This window comes from Allobosea sp. (assembly GCF_030695125.1).
In the GTDB taxonomy this organism is placed as follows: Bacteria; Pseudomonadota; Alphaproteobacteria; order Rhizobiales; family Beijerinckiaceae; genus Allobosea.
In genome coordinates, this window is sequence record NZ_JAUYTP010000036.1 from 54,338 (window position 1) to 77,048 (window position 22,711).

General features: G+C 66.8%; 19 protein-coding genes. 14 read left to right on the forward strand and 5 right to left on the reverse strand.

Translation table 11 applies throughout. The features are described 5' to 3' along the window. Position 1: 1 nt before the first annotated feature. Both lptG and lptF read right to left on the reverse strand, forming a co-directional pair. On the reverse strand, positions 2 to 1,090 hold the full coding sequence (gene lptG, locus Q8S38_RS14860) for an LPS export ABC transporter permease LptG (protein ID WP_305681205.1): 1,089 nt from the start codon (positions 1,088 to 1,090) through the stop codon (positions 2 to 4). After that, entirely contained in the window at positions 1,090 to 2,283 is a 1,194-nt protein-coding gene (lptF, locus tag Q8S38_RS14865) for an LPS export ABC transporter permease LptF (protein ID WP_305681206.1), read from the reverse strand. Before lptF ends, lptG begins: the two co-directional genes overlap by 1 nt. Positions 2,284 to 2,442: 159 nt before the next feature. Between lptF and Q8S38_RS14870 the strand changes: the two genes are divergently transcribed. The 4 genes from Q8S38_RS14870 to Q8S38_RS14885 all read left to right on the forward strand — a co-directional run bounded on the left by Q8S38_RS14870 (position 2,443) and on the right by Q8S38_RS14885 (position 5,111). Beyond that, positions 2,443 to 3,933, forward strand: a complete 1,491-nt coding sequence (locus Q8S38_RS14870; RefSeq protein WP_305681207.1) for a leucyl aminopeptidase — start codon at positions 2,443 to 2,445, stop codon at positions 3,931 to 3,933. Between the two features lie 50 nt (positions 3,934 to 3,983). Next, positions 3,984 to 4,436 (forward strand): DNA polymerase III subunit chi, encoded by a 453-nt coding sequence (locus tag Q8S38_RS14875; RefSeq protein ID WP_305681208.1) that lies wholly within the window; start codon positions 3,984 to 3,986, stop codon positions 4,434 to 4,436. Further along, complete coding sequence (locus Q8S38_RS14880; protein WP_305681209.1) at positions 4,433 to 4,855, forward strand: hypothetical protein; 423 nt, start codon at positions 4,433 to 4,435, stop codon at positions 4,853 to 4,855. Before Q8S38_RS14875 ends, Q8S38_RS14880 begins: the two co-directional genes overlap by 4 nt. A gap of 76 nt (positions 4,856 to 4,931) precedes the next feature. Then, positions 4,932 to 5,111 carry a hypothetical protein gene (locus Q8S38_RS14885; RefSeq protein ID WP_066724901.1) on the forward strand — a complete coding sequence of 60 codons (180 nt, stop codon included), beginning with the start codon at positions 4,932 to 4,934 and terminating at the stop codon, positions 5,109 to 5,111. 90 nt (positions 5,112 to 5,201) lie between these two features. Here Q8S38_RS14885 and Q8S38_RS14890 read toward each other — a convergent pair whose 3' ends face one another. Together Q8S38_RS14890 and Q8S38_RS14895 are read right to left on the reverse strand one after the other, a co-directional pair. Further along, on the reverse strand, positions 5,202 to 5,546 hold the full coding sequence (locus Q8S38_RS14890) for a DUF6968 family protein (RefSeq protein WP_305681210.1): 345 nt from the start codon (positions 5,544 to 5,546) through the stop codon (positions 5,202 to 5,204). Positions 5,547 to 6,034: 488 nt separating this feature from the next. After that, positions 6,035 to 7,924 (reverse strand): ABC-F family ATP-binding cassette domain-containing protein, encoded by a 1,890-nt coding sequence (locus Q8S38_RS14895; protein ID WP_305681211.1) that lies wholly within the window; start codon positions 7,922 to 7,924, stop codon positions 6,035 to 6,037. Between the two features lie 122 nt (positions 7,925 to 8,046). Between Q8S38_RS14895 and Q8S38_RS14900 the strand changes: the two genes are divergently transcribed. From Q8S38_RS14900 to Q8S38_RS14935, 8 genes are all read left to right on the forward strand, one after another. After that, positions 8,047 to 8,196: a hypothetical protein gene (locus Q8S38_RS14900; RefSeq protein WP_305681212.1), complete on the forward strand. Its 150-nt coding sequence runs from the start codon at positions 8,047 to 8,049 to the stop codon at positions 8,194 to 8,196. 82 nt (positions 8,197 to 8,278) lie between these two features. Further along, positions 8,279 to 10,402, forward strand: a complete 2,124-nt coding sequence (locus tag Q8S38_RS14905; protein ID WP_305681213.1) for a methyl-accepting chemotaxis protein — start codon at positions 8,279 to 8,281, stop codon at positions 10,400 to 10,402. A gap of 45 nt (positions 10,403 to 10,447) precedes the next feature. Next, the gene (coaD, locus tag Q8S38_RS14910) at positions 10,448 to 10,960 is read left to right on the forward strand and encodes a pantetheine-phosphate adenylyltransferase (protein WP_305681214.1); all 513 of its coding nucleotides are present in this window, start codon (positions 10,448 to 10,450) and stop codon (positions 10,958 to 10,960) included. Between the two features lie 145 nt (positions 10,961 to 11,105). Continuing rightward, positions 11,106 to 12,437 carry a proline--tRNA ligase gene (gene proS / locus Q8S38_RS14915; protein ID WP_305681215.1) on the forward strand — a complete coding sequence of 444 codons (1,332 nt, stop codon included), beginning with the start codon at positions 11,106 to 11,108 and terminating at the stop codon, positions 12,435 to 12,437. Then, positions 12,434 to 13,732, forward strand: a complete 1,299-nt coding sequence (locus Q8S38_RS14920; RefSeq protein ID WP_305681216.1) for a lipoprotein-releasing ABC transporter permease subunit — start codon at positions 12,434 to 12,436, stop codon at positions 13,730 to 13,732. The genes proS and Q8S38_RS14920 overlap by 4 nt, the downstream gene beginning before the upstream one ends. 5 nt (positions 13,733 to 13,737) lie before the next feature. Further along, positions 13,738 to 14,436, forward strand: a complete 699-nt coding sequence (locus Q8S38_RS14925; protein ID WP_305681217.1) for an ABC transporter ATP-binding protein — start codon at positions 13,738 to 13,740, stop codon at positions 14,434 to 14,436. A 363-nt stretch (positions 14,437 to 14,799) separates the two neighbouring features. Beyond that, a complete protein-coding gene (dnaE, locus tag Q8S38_RS14930; protein ID WP_305681218.1) occupies positions 14,800 to 18,273 on the forward strand; it encodes a DNA polymerase III subunit alpha in 3,474 nt (1,157 codons plus the stop codon). A gap of 106 nt (positions 18,274 to 18,379) precedes the next feature. Next, a complete protein-coding gene (locus Q8S38_RS14935; RefSeq protein ID WP_305681219.1) occupies positions 18,380 to 19,102 on the forward strand; it encodes an FkbM family methyltransferase in 723 nt (240 codons plus the stop codon). 19 nt (positions 19,103 to 19,121) lie between these two features. Here Q8S38_RS14935 and Q8S38_RS14940 read toward each other — a convergent pair whose 3' ends face one another. Continuing rightward, on the reverse strand, positions 19,122 to 20,288 hold the full coding sequence (locus Q8S38_RS14940; RefSeq protein WP_305681220.1) for a GGDEF domain-containing protein: 1,167 nt from the start codon (positions 20,286 to 20,288) through the stop codon (positions 19,122 to 19,124). 265 nt (positions 20,289 to 20,553) lie between these two features. Between Q8S38_RS14940 and Q8S38_RS14945 the strand changes: the two genes are divergently transcribed. Continuing rightward, positions 20,554 to 21,564 (forward strand): 30S ribosomal protein S2, encoded by a 1,011-nt coding sequence (locus tag Q8S38_RS14945; protein ID WP_305681221.1) that lies wholly within the window; start codon positions 20,554 to 20,556, stop codon positions 21,562 to 21,564. Positions 21,565 to 21,750: 186 nt separating this feature from the next. Then, positions 21,751 to 22,674: a translation elongation factor Ts gene (gene tsf / locus Q8S38_RS14950; protein WP_305681222.1), complete on the forward strand. Its 924-nt coding sequence runs from the start codon at positions 21,751 to 21,753 to the stop codon at positions 22,672 to 22,674. Positions 22,675 to 22,711: the final 37 nt, after the last annotated feature.

The window sequence follows — 22,711 nt, forward strand, 5'->3', positions numbered from 1 at the left end:
ATTACCCGTCTTCCTGATGGAGGAGGGCCAACGCGCCCAGCATCGCACCGATCGCCGCGGGCAGCCAGGCTGCGATCACGGGATTGACGATACCGGACGAGCCGAGCTCCTCCGACAGCTGTGTCGCAACATACAGCATGAAGCCCGCAGCGACACCAGCTATCACCAGTTTGGTCACCCCACCAAACCTGAAAAATCTTAAGGAAACAGACGCAGCCACGAGCACCATCGCGATCAGTAGCAGGGGGCGCGCCATCAGCGATTGATAGCGCAGCTCATAGCGTGTCGTATCCAGGCCGGCACGGGCCGTTCGTTCGATGACGGCTGGCATCGCCCAGAATCCGACGGCCTCGGGCGGGGTGAAGCTCTGGCGCATCTGTTCGGGCTCGAGCGTCGTCGCAAACAGATAGCTCTTGTAGGTCTGTGGCTCTTCGGCGACGGAAACGACGCGGGCGTCGCTCAGCTCCCAATAGCCCTGATGCAGCACGGCCTGGCGCGCGTCGATGCGCTCGCTGAACCCGCCCCCCGGCGAAAAGCTGAAGATCGCCACCTGTGTCAGCCCGTTGCCGTCGGGCAGGGCGCCGGCGGCCCGGATGATGGCCTGTCCGTCGATACTGCGCTGGCGCAGCCAGATATCGGGCGCATTGCTGGTTTGGGCCCCGCGGACGAACAATCGCGTCTCGAGGGCGGTGGCCTTGCGCTTCAGATCCGCCGCCACGGGGTTGTAGACCAGGATCGAAACGAGCCCGATCACGCCGGCCACCATCGCGGCCGGCTGCAGGAACTGCCAGGCCGAGACGCCGACCGAGCGCGCCACCACGAGTTCGAGCTTCCGGCTCAGCGTCAGCAGCGCGAACATCCCGCCGAACAGCACGGCGAAGGGGAAGATCTGCTCGGCGACGCTGGGCACGCGAAACAGTGCCAGCTGCACGATCAGCGGCGTCGTCGCGGCCGGCGAATCGCCGGCCCGCCGCATCAGCTCGACGAAATCGAGCGTGCCGATCAGGAAGAAGAAGGTCCCGAACACCCCCAGGATCGAGCGGGTGAACTGCTTCGTCAGATAGCGACCGAAGGTCGAGGTGAGCAGCATCAGGCGCGCCTGAACCGGGCCGTCAGGCCGATGAAGGGCGCCACCAGCGGCGCCGAAAGCCGCGACAGAAGCGGCCGAAGGCGCTGTCCGTACAGGATCACGGCCGCTGCGATGGCGATCGCGGCCACCGGCAGGATATAGAGCAGGGCGGCCGCCAGCGGCGACCGGACGCTCGCCGTCCACGCCATATAGGCGCCGATACGGGTCGCCGCGACGATCGTGATCGCCGCCTGGATCGCGAAGGCGCGGCCCTGGCGCGTGGTGCGCGCCTCGCCGATGCAGGCGAAGGCGATCAGCATGAAGGCCATCGGGTAGAGCGGCGCCGAGAGGCGGTTATGCAGCTCGGCCCTGAAACGCCCCTGCTGGAATTTGTAATAGTTTTCGTTGGGGTCCTGGTTGAGCAATTGCCAGGTCGATCGCTCGCGCGGCTTGTAGACGGCCTTGTCGCCATCCCCTTCGCCGGCGCCGCCGGTCGCATCCCCCGAGAGCGCCGATAGATTCAGCGCGTAACGCTCGAACGAGATGATCGATGTGGTGTCGGTCTTCCTGGTTTCGCGCTGGATCGTGCCTTTTTCGAGCATCAAAAAGCTCGATCCGTCGACTTCGACGGTGCGACCGCGCTCGGCGATGTAGATCGAAGGCTGCTCCGGATCGCGCCTGTCCTGCATGAAGATGCCGACCAGCGCGTCGCCAGAGCGTTCGCGGTAATGGAAGGTGACGCCCGAATCGAGCGAGACGAACTGCCCCTCCTTCACGACATTGGCGACGAAATCGGCCCGGATGAGCGTGATCAGGTCGCGCAGCATCCGAAATCCCGTCGGCATCACCGACAGCGTCATCCATCCGACCAGGAGCGAGACCGCGATCGTCAGGACGATGAAGGGCCGCGTGATCCGGCGCGGGGCCACACCGGCGGCGTTCATCACGATCAGCTCGGAATCGCTGTTGAGCCGGTTGAGCGTGTAGAGCGTCGCCATGAACAGCGCGACCGGCGCGATGCCGGCGATCAGCGCCGGCAGCGACAGCAATGTCACGGTGAAGAAGATCAGGATCGTCTGGCCCTTGCCGGTGATCAGATCGACCTCGCGCAGCGCCTGCGTCACCCAGATCACGCTTGTCAGCCCGATCAGGAGGACGATCGACGCGATCGTCGCCATCTTCAGGATGTAGCGGTCGAGACGCTGGAGCAGCACGCTTGGCTTTCCGGTGGGGCAGCGCGGGCGGGCCCTGCGCTGGCGGTTCGTTGAAAACACCCTATGGTATAGGCGCAATCAAGGCGCAAACGGGAATCGTTTGCGGCCGTTTCGTTTCGCCCCGCCTCAACGCATCCCTCGCAACATCGTGAGCCGACCATGTCGCAGCGCCTGAAGCTCGAGATCAAACCCCTCAACGCGATCGGGGGGCAGGACCTCGTGATCTTGATGTCCGACACGCTCTCGCCGCCCAAGGCCGCCGATGACTGGCTGGGCGAGGGCGCCCATGCCCTGCTCGCCCGGGCCGCCGCCGCCGAACGCTTCAAGGGCAAGGCCCTGTCGGGGCTGACGCTGCTGGCGCCCGACGGCGCCGGCTATGAGCGCCTGATCGCGGTCGGCGTCGGGCCGGAGGATGAGCGCGGCACGCTCGACTTCGCCAAGCTCGGTGGCGCCATCGCCGGGCGGCTGGGCCATGGCCGCAGCGCCGACGTGATCATGGCCCTGCCGGAAGGGCCGCTCGGCGCCGAACACGCTGCCGCGATCGCACTGGGCATGCGGCTGCGCTCCTACGTGTTCGATGAGTACAAGACCAAGAGCAAGAAGCCGGAGGAGGCGGAGCCGATCGCGGTGACGCTGCGCCTGCCCGAGCCTCTCGGCAAGAAGGCCTTCAAGGCCGTCGAGGCGATCGCCGACGGCGTCGATCTGGCGCGCACGCTCGTCAACGAGCCACCCAACGTGCTTTATCCGGAGGAGTTCGCCGACCGGGCCGCCAAGCTCGCCAAGCTCGGCGTCGAGATCGAAATTCTCGATGAGAAGCAGTTGAAGAAAATCGGCATGCGCGCGCTTCTGGCGGTCGGCCAGGGCTCGCGTCGCGACAGCCGCGTCGCGATCATGCGCTGGGACGGCGCCAAGGCCGGTGTCCAGCCGATCGCCTTCGTCGGCAAGGGAGTCACCTTCGACACCGGCGGCATTTCGCTCAAGCCGGGCGCCGGCATGGAGGACATGAAGGGCGACATGGCGGGCGCGGCCTGCGTCGTCGGGCTGATGCATGCGCTTGCCGCCCGCAAGGCCAAGGTCAACGCCATCGGCATCATCGGCCTCGTCGAGAACATGCCCGACGGCAACGCCCAGCGCCCCGGCGACATCGTCACCTCGCTCTCGGGCCAGACCATCGAGATCATCAACACCGATGCCGAAGGCCGGCTCGTCCTGGCCGACGTGCTCTGGTACACGCAGGAGCGCTTCAAGCCGCAGTTCATGATCAACCTGGCGACGCTGACCGGCGCCATCCTGGTCGCGCTGGCGCAGGAGCATGCCGGCCTGTTCTCCAACAGCGACGAACTCAGCGAACGCCTGGCGGCGGCAGGCAAGGCCACCGGCGAGACGGTCTGGCGGATGCCGCTCGGCAAGGCCTACGACAAGATGATCGATTCGAAGTTCGCCGACATGAAGAACGCGGCTGGCCGGCATGGCGGTTCGATCACCGCCGCCCAGTTCCTGCAGCGCCATGTCAACGACACCCCTTGGGTCCATCTCGACATCGCCGGCACCGGTATGGGCTCGCCCAATTCGGAGACCAACCGCTCCTGGGGCTCGGGCTGGGGCGTGCGCCTGCTCGACCGGCTCGTGGCGGACCATTACGAGGGCTGAAACGGCGTGACAGCAGAAGCCCGCAAGCCGATGCAGCGAAAACGCTTTTGATGGCTGAAATTCTGTTCTTCCACCTCCAGTCGCGCCCGCTCGAGCAGGTGTTGCCGACGATCCTCGACCGCGCCCTCGCACGTGGCCAGAAGGTCGTCGTCGAGGTCTCGAGCCAGGAGCGGCTGAGCGCGCTCGACGACCATCTCTGGACCTATTCGGACGAGAGCTTCCTGCCCCATGTCACGGCGATGGAAGCCGACGCGCCGCAAAATCCGGTGGTGCTGACGACGCAGCCGCACAACCCCAATGCGGCGCAGGTCCGGATCTGCACTGAGGGTGTCCGTATTCCCGACGCATTGGCGGGCTATGAACGCATCGTGCTGATTTTCGACGGGGATGACCCCGATGCGCTGACCGCGGCGCGCGAAGACTGGAAGAAGGCCAAGGCATTGAACCTCGCCGCCAGCTACTGGCAGCAGGACGACACCGGCCGCTGGGAGAAAAAAGCGTGAGATTGCCTGTATTGCTGCTCTGCGCCGCCGCGCTCGGCGGATGCTCCGTCGACATGGGCGGCTTTGCCTTCACCTCCGACACCCGCGAGGGCCGGACCGCCCCGGTGACGACCACGACGACGAGCAGCATCAGCGCCCGCGCCTCGACGCAGGAGGCGAGCCTGACGCCGGACGGCGAATGCAGCGCCGACCTCTCGCTCGACCCCGCGACGCGCCCGCTGCCGCCCGCGATCGCGGAGGGCATCACCGAATGCGAGCTGGTCAAGCTCAAGGGCACGAAGCCCACCGACGTGCTGATCGGCGACAGCGGCAAGGGCCAGCGCGAGGTCCAGGTGCTCTATTCCGAGCCCGGCGGCCGCGAGATCTACATGTTCACCGACAACCGGCTGAGCCGGATCGTCAAGCCCGGGCAGGGCTGAGCGGCAGGTCGGCACCAGGAAGACCTCCTGAGCCCCGCATCCCATCCGCCTTCATCCGGCACAGCAGGAGCCCATCGTGGCCGAGCGTTTCGAACGTCACCGCCAGCCCTGGACGGGCGAGGAACTCGACAAGCTGAAGACGCTCGCCAAAAAGGGCATGGCGTTGAAGGCGATCTCGAAAGCGCTGACCCGAAGCGAGGAATCGATCAAGGATCGCGCCAAGCTCGACGGCATCGGGATCGCGAAGCTGCGCTAGGCCGGGTCAGGCGCTCTCGAGCTTCAGGACGAGCGACGCGAAGCGTGTAGGGCCGAAGCCGTCGGTGCAGCCGCAACGTCGCGGGTCCGATCAACGCCGCAAACCAGCATTCGCTGCGTCGCCTCCGATCAGGAGGTGGCTGATGGTAGCTGGCACGGGAAAGCCATAGCCATCGCCGGGGACCAACCACCTCAGTCGGCCTGATCGGTGGTAGTCGCTCGTGTAGATGTCGGTGCCGATCGCCTGCAACGCCAGCAGCAGAGCCTGCGTTGTGTCGAGTCCGTAACCTGACCCCGTATAGGGTCCGTCCGGCCAGTCTATCCGATAAAGGCAGGACCAATCGCGGTCACCTTGTACGGGGAGATCTATGGAGATCTCGATCTCGATCTCGCGTTGGGCGGCAGCGTAACGAAGTATCCGCTCAAGGATTTTCATTTGGCCACTCAATAGTTAAACGGCGGAATCGGCTGGCGAGCCAGACAAGACGCGTAGCGCTGGTAAGCCTGATCATAGCACGATCGGAGCCCCACCATTCGGCATTGGAAGATGTCTCGGTCGAGCTGCGCTTCACAAACGGCACGCAGGCCACGGTTTGTCGCTGCAACGAGCGATTGCAGCGGGTTGCCGTCTGATCCAGGGCCGACAGAAGCTTCTCCCGACGTCCATTGTCCCGCATCGGGACCTCCAGCTGGAACGCGCGGCTGGTCCGGGTTGAAGCCGTGTTTGGCGATGAGTCCGCAGAGACGATCGAATGCCGCCATCATGCGGTCGCCCGCAAGTCGTGAGGCCAGTCCGAGATCGCGCCCACAACCTATCGGCCGAAGGTTCGAGGCCGCTCTTGCTTTCCGCATCGTCTGACTCCGAAAGGAACCCGACCTCGGAATACATCAGCTTGCACTACACGGGGATAAGTCGGCGACGGGCTACGCGCTCTCCAGCTCCGCGCTCAGCTCCAGCCACTCCTCCTCGGCAGCCTCCAGCGTCTTCGCCAAGACAGCGCGCTGCTTCGACAGCTCGCGCGCCTTGTCGGGGTCGCGGGCGAAGGCCGAGCCGTTGCCGAGCACGCCGTCGACCTTTTCGATCAGCCCGGTCAGCTTGGCGATCTTGGCTTCGGCGAGGTTGAGCTTCTGCCGCAGGGGCCCCTGCGCGACGCGCTTCACCGCCGCGCCCTTGCGCTCCTCGGCCTTGCCGCCGCTCGCAGCCGCCTCTGACGCCTTGTCGCTCGCCGCCTTCTCGCGCCTGGCCGCCTTGGCGCCGCCGAGCACGAGGCTGCGGTAATCCTCCATGTCGCCGTCGAAATTCTTCACCGTGCCGTCGCCGACGATCCAGAGCCGGTCGGCGCAGGATTCGATCAGGAAGCGGTCATGGCTGACCAGGATCACGGCGCCGGGATAGTCGTTGATCGCGTTGACCAGCGCGGTGCGGCTGTCGATGTCGAGATGGTTCGTCGGCTCGTCGAGGATGAGCAGATGCGGGCCGCCAAAGGCAGCCAACCCCAGCATCAGCCGGGCCTTCTCGCCGCCCGAGAGGTTCTTCACGGGCGTTTCGGCCTTGGCGGCCGGAAAGCCGATCTGCGCGGCTTTCGAGCGCACCTTCGCCTCGGGCGCATCCGGCATCAGGTCGCGTAAGTGAGCGACCGGGGTGTCCTCCAGCCGCAACTCGTCGAGCTGATGCTGGGCGAAATAGGCCGTCTCCAGCTTTGACGAACTGCGCATCGTGCCGGTCAGCGGCGCCATGCGCCCGCCGATCAGCTTGCAGAAGGTCGACTTGCCGTTGCCGTTCGAGCCGAGCAGGGCGATGCGGTCGTCCGGCAGCAGCGTCAGGTTCAGCTTGGAAAGCACCGTGCGGTCGCCATAGCCCGCGCTGGCATTGTCGAGCACGATCATCGGCGGCGCCAGCGGCCGCTCCGGGCCGGGCAGGCTGAAGGGCTGGACGTCACGATCGACGATGGTGTCGATCGTGCCCATCTTCTCCAGCCGCTTGACCCGCGACTGCGCCTGGCGCGCCTTGGAGGCCTTGGCCTTGAAGCGGTCGACGAAGGCCTGGAGATGCTTGCGCTCGGCGTCCTGCTTCTCCTTGGCCTTGGAGAGCTGCATCTGCTTCTCAGCGCGCTGCTTGGCAAACGAGGTGTAGCCGCCGCGATAGATCGTCAGCTTGCCGCCATCCAGATGCAGGATGTGGTCGACGCAGGTGTCGAGCAGTTCGCGGTCATGGCTGACGACCAGAACGGTGTGCGGATAGCGCTCGAGATAGTCGTAGAGCCAGAGCGTGCCTTCGAGATCGAGATAGTTGGTCGGCTCGTCGAGCAGCAGCAGGTCTGGCTGCGAGAACAGCACGGCGGCGAGCGCCACGCGCATGCGCCATCCGCCGGAGAAGTCGGAGCAGGGGCGCTGCTGCGCCTCCTCATTGAAGCCCAGCCCGTGCAGCACGGTGGCGGCGCGGGCCGGCGCGGAATGAGCGTCGATATCGGCCAGCCTGGTGCCGATCTCGGCGATGCGCAGCGGGTCGGTGGCGGTCTCCGACTCGGCCAGCAGCGCGGCGCGCTCGGTATCGGCGGCGAGCACGACCTCGATCAGCGTCTCGGGCCCGCCCGGCGCCTCCTGCGCGACGCCGCCGATACGGCGACCCTTCGGCAGGCTGATGTTGCCGCCCTCGGGCGAGAGATCGCCGGTGATCATCCGGAACAGGGTGGTCTTGCCGGTGCCGTTGCGCCCGACGAGCCCGACGCGCGAGCCGTCCGGCAGCGAGGCGCTGGCATGGTCGAGCAGCAATCTCTCGCCGAGACGGTAGGTAATGTCGTTGATGGTCAGCATGGCCGGGGTTTTGGCGTGAAGCCCACGCGAAGGCAATCATAAACCGCAGATTTGGCGGGCCATGCTTCCGCCATGATCTCGCCCTGCGACCGCCTGCTCGGCGCGGCACGCAAGAAGGTGAGATGTTTCTCGATTCGCGCGAGGTTTCCATGCGGTTCGATCTGAAGGACTCAAGCCGGCGGCGCAGTTCGGCGGCTGCTTCGATGCTGGTTCTGCTGTCGGCCTTCGCTGGCAGCGTCGCAGCGCTTCTGGTGATCGTTCCGGCTTCCTGATCTGATCGCTTCAACCGACGTTAACCTCGATCGTTTCTAATCCCGCGGCGACGCTCCTTTACGGAAGCCAGGGATTGGAACTGTGTCGAGCCTGAGAGTCAGACTTCCCGCCGCCATGCTCCTGCTGGTGTGTCTTGCGGTGATCGCGATTGGCCTGTCGGGCTATCGGGCGGTGGCTATCTGGGCGGAAGAGGCGGTCCATGAGCGCCTGAATGTCCTCGCGGAAGGGCGCGCCCGCGCGCTGGAGCGCCGTTGGCAGAGGCTGGCGGCCGAGCTCGCCGTGCAGGCCCGCAGTGCCGACCGGGTGGCCTCGCTCGACGAAATTCGCGGCTGGATGGAAATTCCGTCCTCGCGAGCCACCATCATCGACTATTTTCAGGGCGGTGACATGCCGGATGCGGCGCAGCGCGTGCAACGCACCGGGGCAGGGCAGGATCAAGGCTATCTGCGGCGCCACGTCGATATCCACCGCGCCTTTCGTGATGCTCTGACGCGGTTGGAATATGCCGATATCTATCTCGTCGCGCCCAACGGACGGGTGGTTTACACCGTCACCAAGGGCGGCGAGTTCGGGCGGCTGTTGAGCGAGCCTCAGCTGGCCGGGACCGGCCTGGCCAAAGCGGTCGCGGCGGCTGAGGCCACCTCCGACGGTGACGATCCGGTATCGCTCGATTTTGCGCCCTACGATCCGGCTGGCGGCGAACCCCGTGCGTTTGTGGCGCAACGCTTCTTCAATCCCATCTCGAGACAGGCCGTCGGGACGATCGTGGTCTCCGTCGGCTCGACCTTCGTGGACGCCGCCCTGACATCGATCGCCGCGACCTCGAAGGAAGTCGCGACCTATGTCGTCGGCGCGGATGGCTTCATGCGTTCGGATCCGGCCGCCCGCCTGTCCCCGCAGAGCCCGCGCGAAACGCTAGACCGCAGCCATCTCGGCGGCTCGTCCCTGCTGCGGATGACCAGCCGGGACGGTGAGGCTCTGGTGGTCGTCGGCCGTGAGGTCAAGATCGGCAACAGCGCGTGGCTGCTCTGGTTGACCAAGCCGGAAAGCCGGGCGCTGGCCGTGATCGACAAGCTCGACAATGCTCTGGTGACAGGCAGCCTGCTTGTGCTCGGCCCGATCCTGGTCATCGCGCTGCTGCTGGGTTTGTCGGTGTCGCGCCCGATCGCCGGCCTGGCCGAAGCGCTGGCCGGCATCGCGGCGGGACGAACCGACCAGCGCATCCCGGGCGAGAACCGGCGCGACGAGATCGGCGCGATCGCTGCCGCCGTCGGCCGGATTCGTCAGAACATGCTGCGCGACGAGGCGGCGCGCCTGCACGAGCGCGAGGAGCGCGAACGGGAGGCCGCGACGCAACGCTCGACCCTGCTGGCCGATCTGGCGAGCGATCTCGAGCGATCGGTCCTGAGCGTCACGGCGTCCGTTTCGGCAGCGGCCGAGCAGCTCAGCGTCACGGCGCGCGAACTGTCCGGCGGCGCCCGCGAAACCCAGGCCAATGCCGACACGGTTCATGGCTCGACATGCCGGGCCGTCACCAGCATCCGCTCGATCGAGAGCGCAGCGCAGGAACTGCGCCTTGCGATCGACCTGCTCGATGCCGACGTGCAGTCCTCGGACCGCTCGGCCAGGTCGGCCAAGGACCAGGCCGACGAGATGGGCAGCGTCGTCGAGCAGCTCGCCGCGGGCGCGGCCCGCGTCTCCGACGTCATCGGGCTGATCTCGGACATCGCGGCCCAGACCAATCTGCTGGCGCTGAACGCGACCATCGAAGCCGCCCGCGCCGGTGAGGCCGGGCGCGGCTTCGCCGTCGTCGCCTCCGAGGTGAAAGGCCTGTCGGGCCAGACGGCGCGCGCCATCGACGACATTTCGCGCCAGATCGCGTCGATGAACCAGGCCACCAGCGCGACAGTCGAGGCGATCGTCGGCATTCGCGCCATGATCGGAGGCCTCAGCGAGGCGGTCCGGCGCTCGGCCGAGACGATGCGCCACCAGCATGGCGTGACGCATGCCATCGTCGCGGATGTCGGCCTGGCGACGGGCGAGTTCAGCCGGATCGGCGAGGCGACGAGCCTGGTCTCGGCAGCCTCGCAGCAGACGTCGGACGCCGCAGCCGCGGTCTCTCGCGCCTCGACGGAGCTCACCGAGCTCGCGCAGTCGCTGAAGTCGCGCCTGGCGGGCTTCATCGTCCAGGTCAGGGCCGCCTGAGCTGACGGCTTGTCGCGCTTGGCGCCAGCCGATAACGCTGGAGCCATGACAACATCCAGGACACGCATCGCCTTCTACACCGGCTCCTTCGATCCGGTGACGAACGGGCATGCCGATATCATCGCCGGTGCTGCGCGGCTCTGCGACCGGCTCGTGCTGGCGATCGGCGTTCATCCCGGCAAGACGCCGCTCTTGAGCGCCGAGCGCCGCGCCGCCCTCCTGCGCGAGGTCGCAACGCCCTTGCTCGCTGCGACGGGCACGACGCTCGATGTCGTGACCTTCGACGATCTCGCGGTCGATGCGGCGCGCCGCGCCGGCGCCGGCCTCATCGTGCGGGGGCTGCGCGACGGCACGGACCTGGATTACGAGATGCAGATGGCGGGCATGAACGCCGTGATGGCGCCCGATATCCAGACCGTTTTCCTGCCTGCGTCCGGATCCGTGCGCCATATCACCGCCACGCTGGTGCGGCAGATCGCGGCGATGGGCGGGGATGTGGCGCCCTTCGTCCCGGCCGCGGTGCTCACCGCCTTGCAGGAGCGTTTCGCGCGCCGCTGAGCCGGGCCGGCCCATCCGCCTGCGCTTGCGCGAGCGGGCGGCGGATTATGGTTTGCATTTTGTGTAGAGCGATGGTGTCTCTGGGCACTGTGAATCGTTGCGCGGCTCCCGGCCCGCATCGCCCCCCCCCGATCGAGTGTCTCTGATGCGTCTCTCCCGCTATTTCCTGCCGATCCTGCGCGACACGCCCAAGGAGGCCGAGATCGTCTCGCACCGGCTGATGCTGCGCGCCGGCATGATCCGCCAGCAATCGGCCGGCATCTACTCCTGGCTGCCGCTGGGCTTGCGCGTGCTGAACAAGATCTGCGCCGTGATCCGGGAGGAGCAGGACCGCTCGGGCGCCGTCGAGATCCTGATGCCGACGATCCAGTCCGCGGACCTCTGGCGCGAGAGCGGACGCTATGAGGCTTATGGCAAGGAGATGCTGCGCATCAAGGACCGGCATGAGCGGGACATGCTCTACGGCCCGACCAACGAGGAGGTCGTCACCGACATCCTGCGGTCCTATGTCAAGTCCTACAAGGACTTGCCGCTGAACCTCTATCATATCCAGTGGAAGTTCCGCGACGAGGTCCGGCCGCGCTTCGGCGTGATGCGCGGCCGCGAGTTCCTGATGAAGGATGCCTATTCCTTCGACGTCGACCAGGACGCCGCGCGCCACGCCTACAACCGCATGTTCACGGCCTACCTGCGCACCTTCGCGCGGCTCGGGCTGAAGGCGATCCCGATGCGCGCCGACACCGGCCCGATCGGCGGCGATCTCAGCCATGAATTCATCGTGCTGGCCGCCACCGGCGAGAGCGAGGTCTTCTGCCACAAGGACTATCTCGACTACGAGACGCCGGCCGTCGACACCGATTTCGACAGCGTCGAGGGGCTGCAGGATATCTTCGCCAAATGGACGAGCCTCTATGCCGCGACCGAGGAGATGCACGACAAGGCGGCCTATGACGCGATCCCCGCCGACAAGCAGCTCTCGGCGCGCGGCATCGAGGTCGGTCATATCTTCTATTTCGGCACGAAATACTCCGAGCCGATGGGCGCGACGGTTCAGGGCCCCGACGGCCAGAACCTGCTTGTCCATGGCGGCTCCTACGGCATCGGGCCGAGCCGCCTCGTCGCAGCGCTGATCGAGGCCGGCCATGACGAGGCCGGCATCGTCTGGCCCGACGAGATCGCCCCCTTCGATGTCGCGGTGCTCAACCTCAAGGCCGGCGACGCTGCAACCGACGCGGCCTGCGAGCAGCTCTACGCCTCGCTTCTGGCCAAGGGCTATGATGCGCTCTACGACGACACCGATGCGCGCCCGGGCGGCAAGTTCGCCACCGCCGACCTGATCGGCGTGCCCTGGCAGATCATCGTCGGCCCGAAGGGACTGGCCGAGGGCAAGGTCGAGATCAAGCGGCGCGCCGGTGGCGATCGTGAAACGGTTTCGCTCGAGGAGGCGCTCGCCCGCTTCAAGGGCAAGGCGGCGTGAGCGTCGCAAGCGACCAGGATCGCCAAAGCGAAACCCCGACCGGCACGAGGCCCTTCGCCGGCTTCGAGTGGCTGCTGGCCGGGCGCTATCTGCGCACGCGTCGGCGCGAAGGCTTCGTTTCCGTCATCGCAGGCTTCTCGTTTCTGGGCATCCTGCTCGGGGTCGCGACGCTGATCATCGTGATGTCGGTGATGAACGGCTTCCGCAAGGAACTGCTGGAGAAAATCGTCGGCGTGAACGGCCACATCTTCGCGACGCCGATCGACCGTCCGCTCGACGATTACGACATCGTCTCGATGCGGCTGCGGGCCATTCCCGGCGTCAAGTTCGCCATCCCGCTGGTCGAGGGCCAGGCGCTCGCCTCGTCGCAGACCGGCAATGGCGGCGTGCTCGTGCGCGGCATCCGCGAGGCCGACATCAAGGCGATCCCCTTCGTCGGCGGCAATGTCAGGCGCGGCACGCTCGACGGCTTCGACACCGCCGGGGGGGTGGCCGTCGGCAAGCGGCTGGCGGATTCCCTGGGCCTGCAGGTCGGCGATTCGATCAACATCATCTCGCCCAAGGGCGCCTCGACGCCGTTTGGCACCGCGCCGCGGATCAAGGCCTATCCGATCCAGGCGATCTTCGAGATCGGCATGACCGAGTTCGACGCCTCCTTCGTCTTCATGCCGCTGAACGAGGCGCAGGCCTATTTCAACCGCGAAAGCGACGTGAACGTCATCGAGATCTTCGTCGACAATCCCGACAAGACGCAGGCCGTGCGCGACGCCATTGAGGCCGACGCGCCGCGGCCGCTCGTTTTGTCCGACTGGCGCCAGCGCAACCGCAGCTTCTTCAATGCGCTGGAGGTCGAGCGCAACGTCATGTTCATCATCCTGACCCTGATCGTGCTGGTCGCGGCGCTCAACATCGTCTCGGGCCTGATCATGCTGGTGAAGGACAAGACCGCCGACATCGCGATCATGCGGACCATGGGCGCGACGCGCGGCACCGTGCTGCGCGTCTTCCTGATCACGGGCGCGGCGATCGGCGTCTTCGGCACGCTGGCGGGGCTCGCGCTCGGCATCGTCTTCGCCAAGAACATCAAGGCGATCATGGCCGCACTGAACTGGATCACCGGCGCCAATCTCTGGGACCCGACGGTGCGCTTCCTCAGCGACATCCCCTCCGTGATCGACTGGGGCGAGGTCACGAGCGTGGTCGTGATGGCGCTGGTCCTGTCGCTCCTGGCGACCCTCTATCCGGCGTGGAAGGCGGCGCGGCTCGACCCCGTCCAGGCCTTGAGGATGGGCTGAGGCGCATGTCCGACACCACGCCCCGCGAGACACCGGCGCTCTTCCTGTCCCAGGTCGAGCGCTACTATCCCCAGTCCGATGCGCCGCTCGAGATCCTCCGCAAGGCGGATTTCGCGCTCTGGCCCGGCGAACTCGTCGCGCTGGTTGCCCCCAGCGGCACCGGCAAGTCGACCCTGTTGCATGTCGCCGGCCTGCTCGAGCGGCCCGATGGCGGCGAGGTTTTTGTCGGCGGTCTGCCGACGACGAAGCTCGACGACAAGGGGCGCACCCGCCTGCGCCGGACCGAGATCGGCTTCGTCTACCAGGCGCATCACCTGCTGCCGGAGTTCACGGCGTTGGAAAACGTCGTCCTGCCGCAGCGCATCCGCGGGCTCGCCAAGGGGCTGGCCGAGGCGCGGGCGGCCGAGCTTCTGACCTTCCTGGGGCTGGGCGAGCGGCTCGACCATCTGCCGGGGGAGCTTTCCGGCGGCGAGCAGCAGCGGGTCGCCATCGGCCGCGCGGTCGCCAACACCCCGCGGCTGCTGCTGGCCGACGAGCCGACCGGCAATCTCGATCCGCACACCTCGCTCCACGTCTTCCAGACGCTGGTGGCGCTCGCGCGGGCCTCGGGCCTGGCGGCGCTGATCGCGACCCACAATCTCGATCTCGCCCGCCGGATGGACCGCCAGGTCACGATCCGAGACGGACATGTCGTCCCGCTCTGAAGACGGGCGGCCCAGCAGGTCCCCGTCGCGCCGTTAAGCTGCGGTTAACCGCCTCCGGCATGCGCACACGGCAACTGCCGCTGCGAGATTGACGAGAACAAAACATGAATTAAATTGAACATATCGGAAACACGGAAACGACGCCATGATCCTCGCGCGCAAACTGGCTGCCGGAATTGCGGAAATCGCATCGCTCGGACTCTTCCTTGGAATGGTCTGGGTCTGGGCCGCACTCCTCTCGGGCCCGAATATCTGACCATCCACAAAGGCGACGATCGGCGGCATGGACGCACGCGACCGAGCGGCTGCATAATCGGGGGACGGGGCGGCATCCGAGTCGCCGAGGGCAGCGCAGGACGGATGATGGCACGCGAACCGGGCGATACGCGCGTTCTCTCCGAGGTCGGCTTCGTCCATCTCCATGTCCATTCGAGCTATTCGCTGCTCGAAGGCGCCCTGATGGTCGGCACTCTCGCCAAGATGGCGGCGGCCGACGGCCAGCCCGCGCTGGCGCTGACCGACACCAACAATCTGTTCGGCGCGCTGGAGTTCTCCGAAAAGCTGGTCGGCGTCGGGGTGCAGCCGATCGTCGGTGTCCAGCTCTCGGTCGATTTCGCCGACGAGGCCGAGGGCAGCCGCAAAAACATCCAGCAGGTGCCGCCGCATCTGGTCCTGCTCGCGATGAACGAGACCGGCTACGGCAATCTGATGAAGCTCGTCACCGAGGCTGCGCTGGCGAGCGGCGGCTCGGGCCAGCCGCTGTCGAACCTCGATCGCCTCGCCGCGCATCACGAAGGGCTGATCGTGCTGACCGGCGGCCATGGCGGCCCGGTCGATATCGCCCTGCGCAACGGCCAGCTCCCGCAGGCGGGTGCCCGTCTGGCGGCGTTGTCGCGGATCTTCGGCGACCGGCTCTATGTCGAGATCCAGCGCCATGGCGGCGAGGGCGACGACGCCGTCGAAGCCCATCTCTTGCGCCTGGCCTATGACGCCGATCTGCCGATCGTCGCCACCAACGAACCCTTCTTCGCCAAGCCCGCCGATTACGACGCCCATGACGCGCTGCTGGCGGTCGCGGCGGGTCGTCTGGTCTCGGACGGCGAGCGCCGCCGGGTGACCCCGGAGCATTACTTCACCAGCCGCGCCGAGATGAAGCGCCGTTTCGCCGATCTGCCCGAGGCGCTCTCGGCCACCGTCGAGATCGCGATGCGCTGCACCTGGCGCGTGGGACTGCGCAAGCCGATCCTGCCGCGCTTCGGCGCGGAGGGCCGCGACGAGGCGGAAGAGCTCGAGACCCAGGCCAAGACCGGTCTGGCGGCGCGGCTGGCCAAGCACGGCCCGGCCGAGGGCTACACCGTCGAGACTTACGAGAAGCGGCTCGAATTCGAGCTCTCGATCATCACCCGGATGAAATTCCCCGGCTACTTCCTGATCGTCGCCGACTTCATCAAATGGGCCAAGGACCATGACATTCCCGTTGGGCCGGGCCGCGGCTCGGGCGCTGGCTCGCTGGTCGCCTATGCGCTGACGATCACCGACGTCGATCCGCTGCGCTTCGGGCTGCTGTTCGAGCGCTTCCTCAACCCCGACCGCGTCTCGATGCCCGACTTCGACATCGACTTCTGCCAGAACCGGCGCGAAGAGGTGATCGACTACGTCAAGCATCGCTATGGCGAGGAGCGGGTCGCGCAGATCATCACCTTCGGCACGCTGCTGGCGCGCGGCGTCCTGCGTGACGTCGGCCGGGTGCTGGAAATGCCCTACGGCCAGGTCGACCGTCTCACCAAGCTCGTCCCGCAGAACCCGGCCAAGCCGATCTCGCTGAAGGACGCCATCGAGGGTGAGCCCAAGCTGCAGCAGGCCTCGCAGGAGGAGCCGATCGTCGCGCGACTGCTCGAGATCGGGCAGAAGCTCGAGGGCCTGCATCGCCACGCCTCGACCCACGCGGCCGGCGTCGTCATCGGTGACCGCCCGCTCGAACAGCTCGTGGCGCTCTCGGTCGATCCGCGCACGGGCATGCGGGTGACCCAGTTCAACATGAAATGGGTCGAGCAGGCCGGGCTGGTGAAGTTCGACTTCCTCGGCCTCAAGACCCTGACGACGCTGTCGACCGCCGTGAAGCTGATCGCCCAGCGCGGCATCGCCGTCGATCTGGCGAGCCTGCCCTTCGACGACCCCAAGAGCTACGCCATGCTGGCGCGTGGCGAGGTCGTCGGCGTGTTCCAGGTGGAAAGCGCCGGCATGCGCAAGGCTCTGGTCGAGATGAAGGCCGACCGGATCGAGGACCTGATCGCGCTCGTCGCGCTCTACCGGCCGGGCCCGATGGACAACATCCCCAGCTATTGCCGCCGCAAGCTCGGCCAGGAGGCGCCGACCTATCTGCATCCGAAGATGGAGCCGATCCTGGCCGAGACGCATGGCATCATCGTCTACCAGGAGCAGGTGATGCAGGTGGCCCAGGCGCTCTCGGGCTATTCGCTCGGCGAGGCGGACCTGCTGCGCCGCGCGATGGGCAAGAAGATCAAGGCCGAGATGGACGCGCAGCGCGACCGCTTCGTCAAGGGCGCGGTCGAAGGCGGCATGACCAAGGACATCGCCTCGGAGATCTTCGATCTGCTGGCGAAATTCGCCGATTACGGCTTCAACAAGAGCCATGCGGCGGCTTATGCCGTGGTCGCGTTCCAGACCGCCTTCCTGAAGGCGAATTATCCGGTCGAGTTCCTGGCGGCGTCGATGACGCTCGACATGGGCAACACCGACAAGCTCTCGGAATTCCGGCGCGATGCCGAGCGGCTGGGCATCAAGGTGCTGCCGCCGGCGATCAACCGCTCGGGCGTCGAGTTCGACGTGCATGAGGGGGCAATCCATTATGCGCTGGGCGCGATCAAGGGCGTCGGCACCGCCGCCGTGGAATCGATCGTGGCCGCGCGGCGCGCCGGCGGCGATTTCAGGGATCTCGCCGATTTCGCCCGCCGGATCGACACCAAGCTGGTCAACCGCCGCACCATCGAAGCGCTGATCGCGGCCGGCGCGATGGATGCGCTGGAGCCCGAGCGCGCCCGCGCCATGGCGGCGATCGACGGCATGCTGGCGCTGTCGAACAGAACCCGCGACGCCGCGCTCGGCGGCCAATCCGAGCTCTTTGGTGGCGGCGGCGTGCAGGAGGCCTTCCGCATTCCGCCGGTGGAGCCCTGGGCGCCGGCCGAGCGGTTGCGGCGCGAACATGACGCCGTCGGCTTCTTCCTCTCGGGCCACCCGCTCGACGATTACGAGCATGTGCTGAAGCGGCTGCGGGTGCAGCGTTTCGCCGATTTCGCGCAGATGGTCCGCGCCAACGGCACCGGCGTCGCCAAGGTCGCGGTCTCCGTCATCGACAAGTCGGAGCGGCGGACCAAGTCGGGCTCCAAGATGGGCATCGTCAACCTGTCCGATCCAAGCGGGCAGTTCGAGGCGATCCTGTTTTCCGAAGCCCTGCAGCGCTATCGCGATCTGCTGGAGCCGGGCAGGGCGCTGGTCCTGCGGCTCTCGGCCGTGCTCGACGGCGAGGATGTTCGCCCGCGAATCGAGGATGTCGAGGTGCTCGACGATCTCGCCGCGCGCCAGAAGCAGGACCTGCTGGTCTATCTGCGCGACGACAAGGCGCTGGCCTCGATCGCCGAGCGCGTCCGCCCCCGCGGCGACGGCCTCAAGGCCGACGGCAAGATCGCGCTGGTGATGATCCTCAACGACGGCGCCCAGGAGGTCGAGATCGAGCTGCCCGGCCGCTATCCGGTCAACCAGCAGATCGCCAACGCCGTCCGTGCGGCGCCGGGCGTGGTCAGCGTCGAACTGCGCTGAATCGCATCGGCTGGTCTTGTGCGAGGCAGCCGGCAATGCATTCTGGCGATCAGACGTCAAAGCCTGCCAGAACGGTGGCGCGTGGCGTCGATGCCGGGGGGCAGCCGTGAAGCACTACGTTGCGCAGATTCCGATGAGCCTCTTCGTGCCCGAGGCGATGCACTGGGCCATCAAGGACGTTCTCGAGGGCGAATACGAGACCGGCTATGACGGCGTCGGGCTCGACATTCTCGACATCGGCGCCAATGTCGGGTCCTTCGCCTTATGGGCGACGGCACGCTGGCCGGGCAGCCTGGTGACCTCCTACGAGCCGCATCCGGGCACGTTCGAACTGCTCCAGCGCAACACGCAGTTGCGTCGCGACATCGTCGCGGTCAACGCCGCCCTGTTTCCCGGAGGCGCCCGGACGGCGAGCTTCGTCAGCCGTTTTGCCGGTGACGGGGAATCGGGGCTGGCCTCCTATGCCGGCGATACCTTTGTCGATGGCGCCATGGTCGAGCGCTACGAGGTTGCGGTGGTCGATCCCGCCAGCCTGCCCTCCGCGGATATCGTGAAGATCGACATCGAAGGCGGGGAGGGCGACGTGCTCGACAGCATCGACCTGTCCAGGACCTCGCTGGTCCTGCTGGAATATCAGAACCGCAAGAACCGCGATCAGCTCGCGGCGCGGCTGAGCCCCGATTTCGACCTGATCGATACGGTCGAGCACATCTGGGACCCGCTGCTGGAGCAGCGTTGCTACCGGCAGGATCTGGCCGGTGATGTCTATGGCCGGATGTTCGCCGCCCGCAAAGGCATCACGCGGCTGACGCGCGCCGCCGGGCGGTAAACGGCGCGGACGAGGCAGCTCAGACCGCCACCATGTCCAGGCGCGGCAGAACCTTGTCGCGTCCCGACCGCTTGGAGCGATAGAGGGCCTCGTCAGCCTCCTTCACGAGCATGTCGAGCGTCTGGGAGGCGGCGTCTCCTTCCGTGACGCCGATGCTCAGCGTCGGCAGCCGCTCCAGACCCGGGCGCTCCGCAACCGCGGTCACGAAAGCCTGCCGCAGGCGCTCGGCGACCCTGAGCGCCTCGGACAGGCCGACGCCCGGCAGCACGATGGCGAATTCGTCGCCGCCCTGTCGCGCCACGATGTCGTCGCCGCGCAGCTGGGCGCGGGCGACGTTGGCGAAGACCCGAAGGATTTCATCGCCGACCGCGTGGCCATGGGTGTCGTTCAGCGCCTTGAAGTGGTCGATGTCGACCAGCAGAACCGCCACGGGGCGGGGCTTTCGCTGCCGTCCGAGCAGTCCGGCGACGGCCTGCTCCAGCCCGCTGCGGTTCATCGCGCCCGTCAGGGCATCGTGCCGGGCCAGGGCGACGAGCTGGTTGTGGCTGCGCTCGGTCGCCAGCAGCATCAGGGCGTTGCCGCGGATGATGATCATGGCCGCCCCGAAGACGGACGCCCATTGCAGCGGAATGGTTTGGGGCGGGAAGAATTCCTTTCCGATCTGATCGGCCCAGCCGAGATAGGCTCTTGCGAGAAACAGCACGGATGAGGGCAGGAAAAGGCCGACGAGGATCCAGGCCGAACGCAACCCGTCCCGGCGGGCCAGCCCCACGCCCTCGCGCACCACGGCGACGTCGCAGCAGGCCAGCAGAAACGAGACGAGCACGACCCGCTTGGTGAAATCCGCCGGGTCGATCCAGGTGATCAGCATGACGGCCGTGGCCGTGACCGAGATCACGAACAGGGCGGGCGGGGTGCGCAGGCCGGCGAAGCTGCGCACGCTGACCAGGACCAGAAGGTATCCGGCCCATGTCAGCGTGTTGGCCAGGGCCACCGAGGCGGCGTCGGGGATCATGCCGCGGAAAGCGATGAGCAGCATGCCCGTTCCGATCAGCATGCTGCTGAGACCCCACCAGAGCGGCCACAGGCCGAACCGGCGCGTCGCAAAGGCGCCGATCTGCATGAATCCGAGAATGAGCGCAGTGGTGGCCGCCACCGCGTAGATCGTGCGCAGATCGAGAAGCAAGGCCGCTATGTCCGGTTGTGATTGGTTCAATGTTAGCGGTTTAGTGGTAAACGGCGTGGAAACGCCGACCGCGGATAGCTGCTTTTAAGCCGGCAGGACACTGTCCTGCGTGAGCATCGCCTTGCATTCCCGCCGCTTCCCCTGTATGGCGCAGCCCATCCCACATGGGGAGCACCGCTTCACTCGCGAAGCGTTCCGGTGACCTTGCAGCTCATGCTCGGTTCATTCGCTCCCCAGAGGCTCAACCGGTAAGGACTGAAAAACGATGGCACTGCCAGATTTCTCCATGCGCCAGCTGCTCGAAGCGGGCGCCCATTTCGGCCACCAGTCGCATCGCTGGAACCCGAAGATGTCGCCTTACATCTTCGGCACGCGCAACAACATCCACATCCTCGACCTGTCGCAGTCGGTGCCGATGCTGTCGCGCGCCCTTCAGGCCGTCAGCGACACCGTTGCCCGCGGCGGCCGCGTCCTCTTCGTCGGCACCAAGCGCCAGGCGCAGGACGCCATCGCCGATGCCGCCAAGCGCTCGGCCCAGTATTACGTCAATTCGCGTTGGCTCGGCGGCATGCTGACCAACTGGAAGACCATTTCCGCTTCGATCCAGCGCCTTCGCAAGGTCGATGAGCTGCTCGCCGGCGGCGGCAGCGGTCTGACCAAGAAGGAGCGCCTGATGCTCGCCCGCGAGCGCGACAAGCTCGAGAAGGCGCTTGGCGGCATCAAGGACATGGGCGGCACGCCCGACATGATCTTCGTGATCGACACCAACAAGGAAGCGCTCGCGATCAAGGAGGCCCAGCGCCTCGGAATCCCGGTCGCCGCCATCATCGACTCGAACTCGGATCCGGATGGGATCACCTACCCGGTTCCGGCCAATGACGACGCCGGCCGCGCCATCCAGCTCTATTGCGACCTCGTTGCCCGTTCGGCGATCGACGGCATCTCCCGCGCCTCGGGCGACCATGGCGTCGATATCGGCGCTGCCGAGGCCCCGATGATCATCGAGGAGGCTCTCGCCGAGCCGGCTGCCGCCGATGCGGGCGTGCCCTTCGAGCTGCTGACCGCCCCGCGCGGCGCGCCCGACGACCTGATGAAGCTCTCGGGCATGGGTCCCGAGCTGGTTCAGAAGCTCAACGACGGTGGCCTGTTCCACTTCTGGCAGTTCGCCGCCATGGCGCCTGCCGACGTCACCAAGGTCGACCAGGACCTGAAGCTGGCCGGCCGCATCGAGCGCGAGGGCTGGGTCGCCCAGTCGCGCGAGCTCGCCGACGCCTGAAGGCCGAACTAACGGTTGCGGCGCGTCATCGGCGCGTCGCAATCCGCTTGCTGCATTGAACTGCGACTGACGCCGACCAGCGCCGACGACCGGAAACGGAGCGTCGGCGTTTCCCCATCGGGGCTGGCGGCCTGATTCCGCGGCCGGCCGTGACCCGGCGCCGCACGACAGACAAGGACGATAAAGATGGCTGCGATCACCGCCGGCATGGTGAAGGAACTCCGCGACAAGACGGGCGCGGGCATGATGGACTGCAAGACCGCGCTCTCGGCCGTCGATGGCGACATCGAGGCCGCGATCGACTGGCTGCGCACCAAGGGCCTCGCCAAGGCTGCCAAGAAGGCCGGCCGCGTCGCTGCCGAGGGCCTGGTCGCCGTGGCGATCTCCGGCCACAGCGGTGTCGTCGTCGAGCTCAACTCCGAGACGGACTTCGTCGCCCGCAACCTCGAATTCCAGGCGCTCGCCCATGGCATCGCCAATGTCGCGCTGGAGCGCGGCGGCGATGCGGAAGCCGTGCTCGCCCATCACTACCCGGGCGGCGGCACCGTGCAGGAGGCGATCGCCAACGCCATCGCCACGATCGGCGAGAACATGACCCTGCGCCGCGTCGCGCAGCTCAAGGTCACCGCCGGCGTGATCGGCTCCTACGTCCATGGCTCGGTTGCCGACGGCCTCGGCAAGATCGGCGTCATCGTCGCGCTCGAATCGACCGGCAAGGCCGACGAGCTGGCCGTGCTCGGCCGCCAGCTCGCCATGCATGTCGCTGCGACCAACCCGATCGCGCTCGACCTCGCTTCGGTGGACCCCGAGGTGCTGGCCCGCGAGAAGGCGATCCTGGCCGAGAAGAACGCCGGCAAGCCCGCCAACGTGCTCGAGAAGATCACCGAGAGCGGCCTGAAGAGCTACGCCAAGGAATACTGCCTGCTCGAGCAGGCCTATATCCATGACGGCTCGAAGTCGGTCGGCCAGATCCTCAAGGAGATCGAAGGCAAGGTCGGCGCTCCCGTGGCGCTCACCGGCTTCGCTCGCTATGCGCTCGGCGAGGGCATCGAGAAGGAAGAGACCGACTTCGCCGCCGAGGTTGCGGCCGCGGGCGGCACGACCGGTTGAATTGCCGGTTGATAGGGTGACGAAAAGGCCGCGCTCC

What these genes read in the sequence shown, in the direction of transcription:
- lptG (WP_305681205.1), bottom strand. Translation starts at nt 1,090, where the DNA reads ATGCTGCTCACCTCGACCTTCGGTCGCTATCTGACGAAGCAGTTCACC.
- Q8S38_RS14870 (WP_305681207.1), top strand. Translation starts at nt 2,443, where the DNA reads ATGTCGCAGCGCCTGAAGCTCGAGATCAAACCCCTCAACGCGATCGGG.
- Q8S38_RS14875 (WP_305681208.1), top strand. Translation starts at nt 3,984, where the DNA reads ATGGCTGAAATTCTGTTCTTCCACCTCCAGTCGCGCCCGCTCGAGCAG.
- Q8S38_RS14890 (WP_305681210.1), bottom strand. Translation starts at nt 5,546, where the DNA reads ATGAAAATCCTTGAGCGGATACTTCGTTACGCTGCCGCCCAACGCGAG.
- Q8S38_RS14895 (WP_305681211.1), bottom strand. Translation starts at nt 7,924, where the DNA reads ATGCTGACCATCAACGACATTACCTACCGTCTCGGCGAGAGATTGCTG.
- Q8S38_RS14900 (WP_305681212.1), top strand. Translation starts at nt 8,047, where the DNA reads ATGTTTCTCGATTCGCGCGAGGTTTCCATGCGGTTCGATCTGAAGGAC.
- coaD (WP_305681214.1), top strand. Translation starts at nt 10,448, where the DNA reads ATGACAACATCCAGGACACGCATCGCCTTCTACACCGGCTCCTTCGAT.
- proS (WP_305681215.1), top strand. Translation starts at nt 11,106, where the DNA reads ATGCGTCTCTCCCGCTATTTCCTGCCGATCCTGCGCGACACGCCCAAG.
- Q8S38_RS14925 (WP_305681217.1), top strand. Translation starts at nt 13,738, where the DNA reads ATGTCCGACACCACGCCCCGCGAGACACCGGCGCTCTTCCTGTCCCAG.
- dnaE (WP_305681218.1), top strand. Translation starts at nt 14,800, where the DNA reads ATGGCACGCGAACCGGGCGATACGCGCGTTCTCTCCGAGGTCGGCTTC.
- Q8S38_RS14945 (WP_305681221.1), top strand. Translation starts at nt 20,554, where the DNA reads ATGGCACTGCCAGATTTCTCCATGCGCCAGCTGCTCGAAGCGGGCGCC.
- tsf (WP_305681222.1), top strand. Translation starts at nt 21,751, where the DNA reads ATGGCTGCGATCACCGCCGGCATGGTGAAGGAACTCCGCGACAAGACG.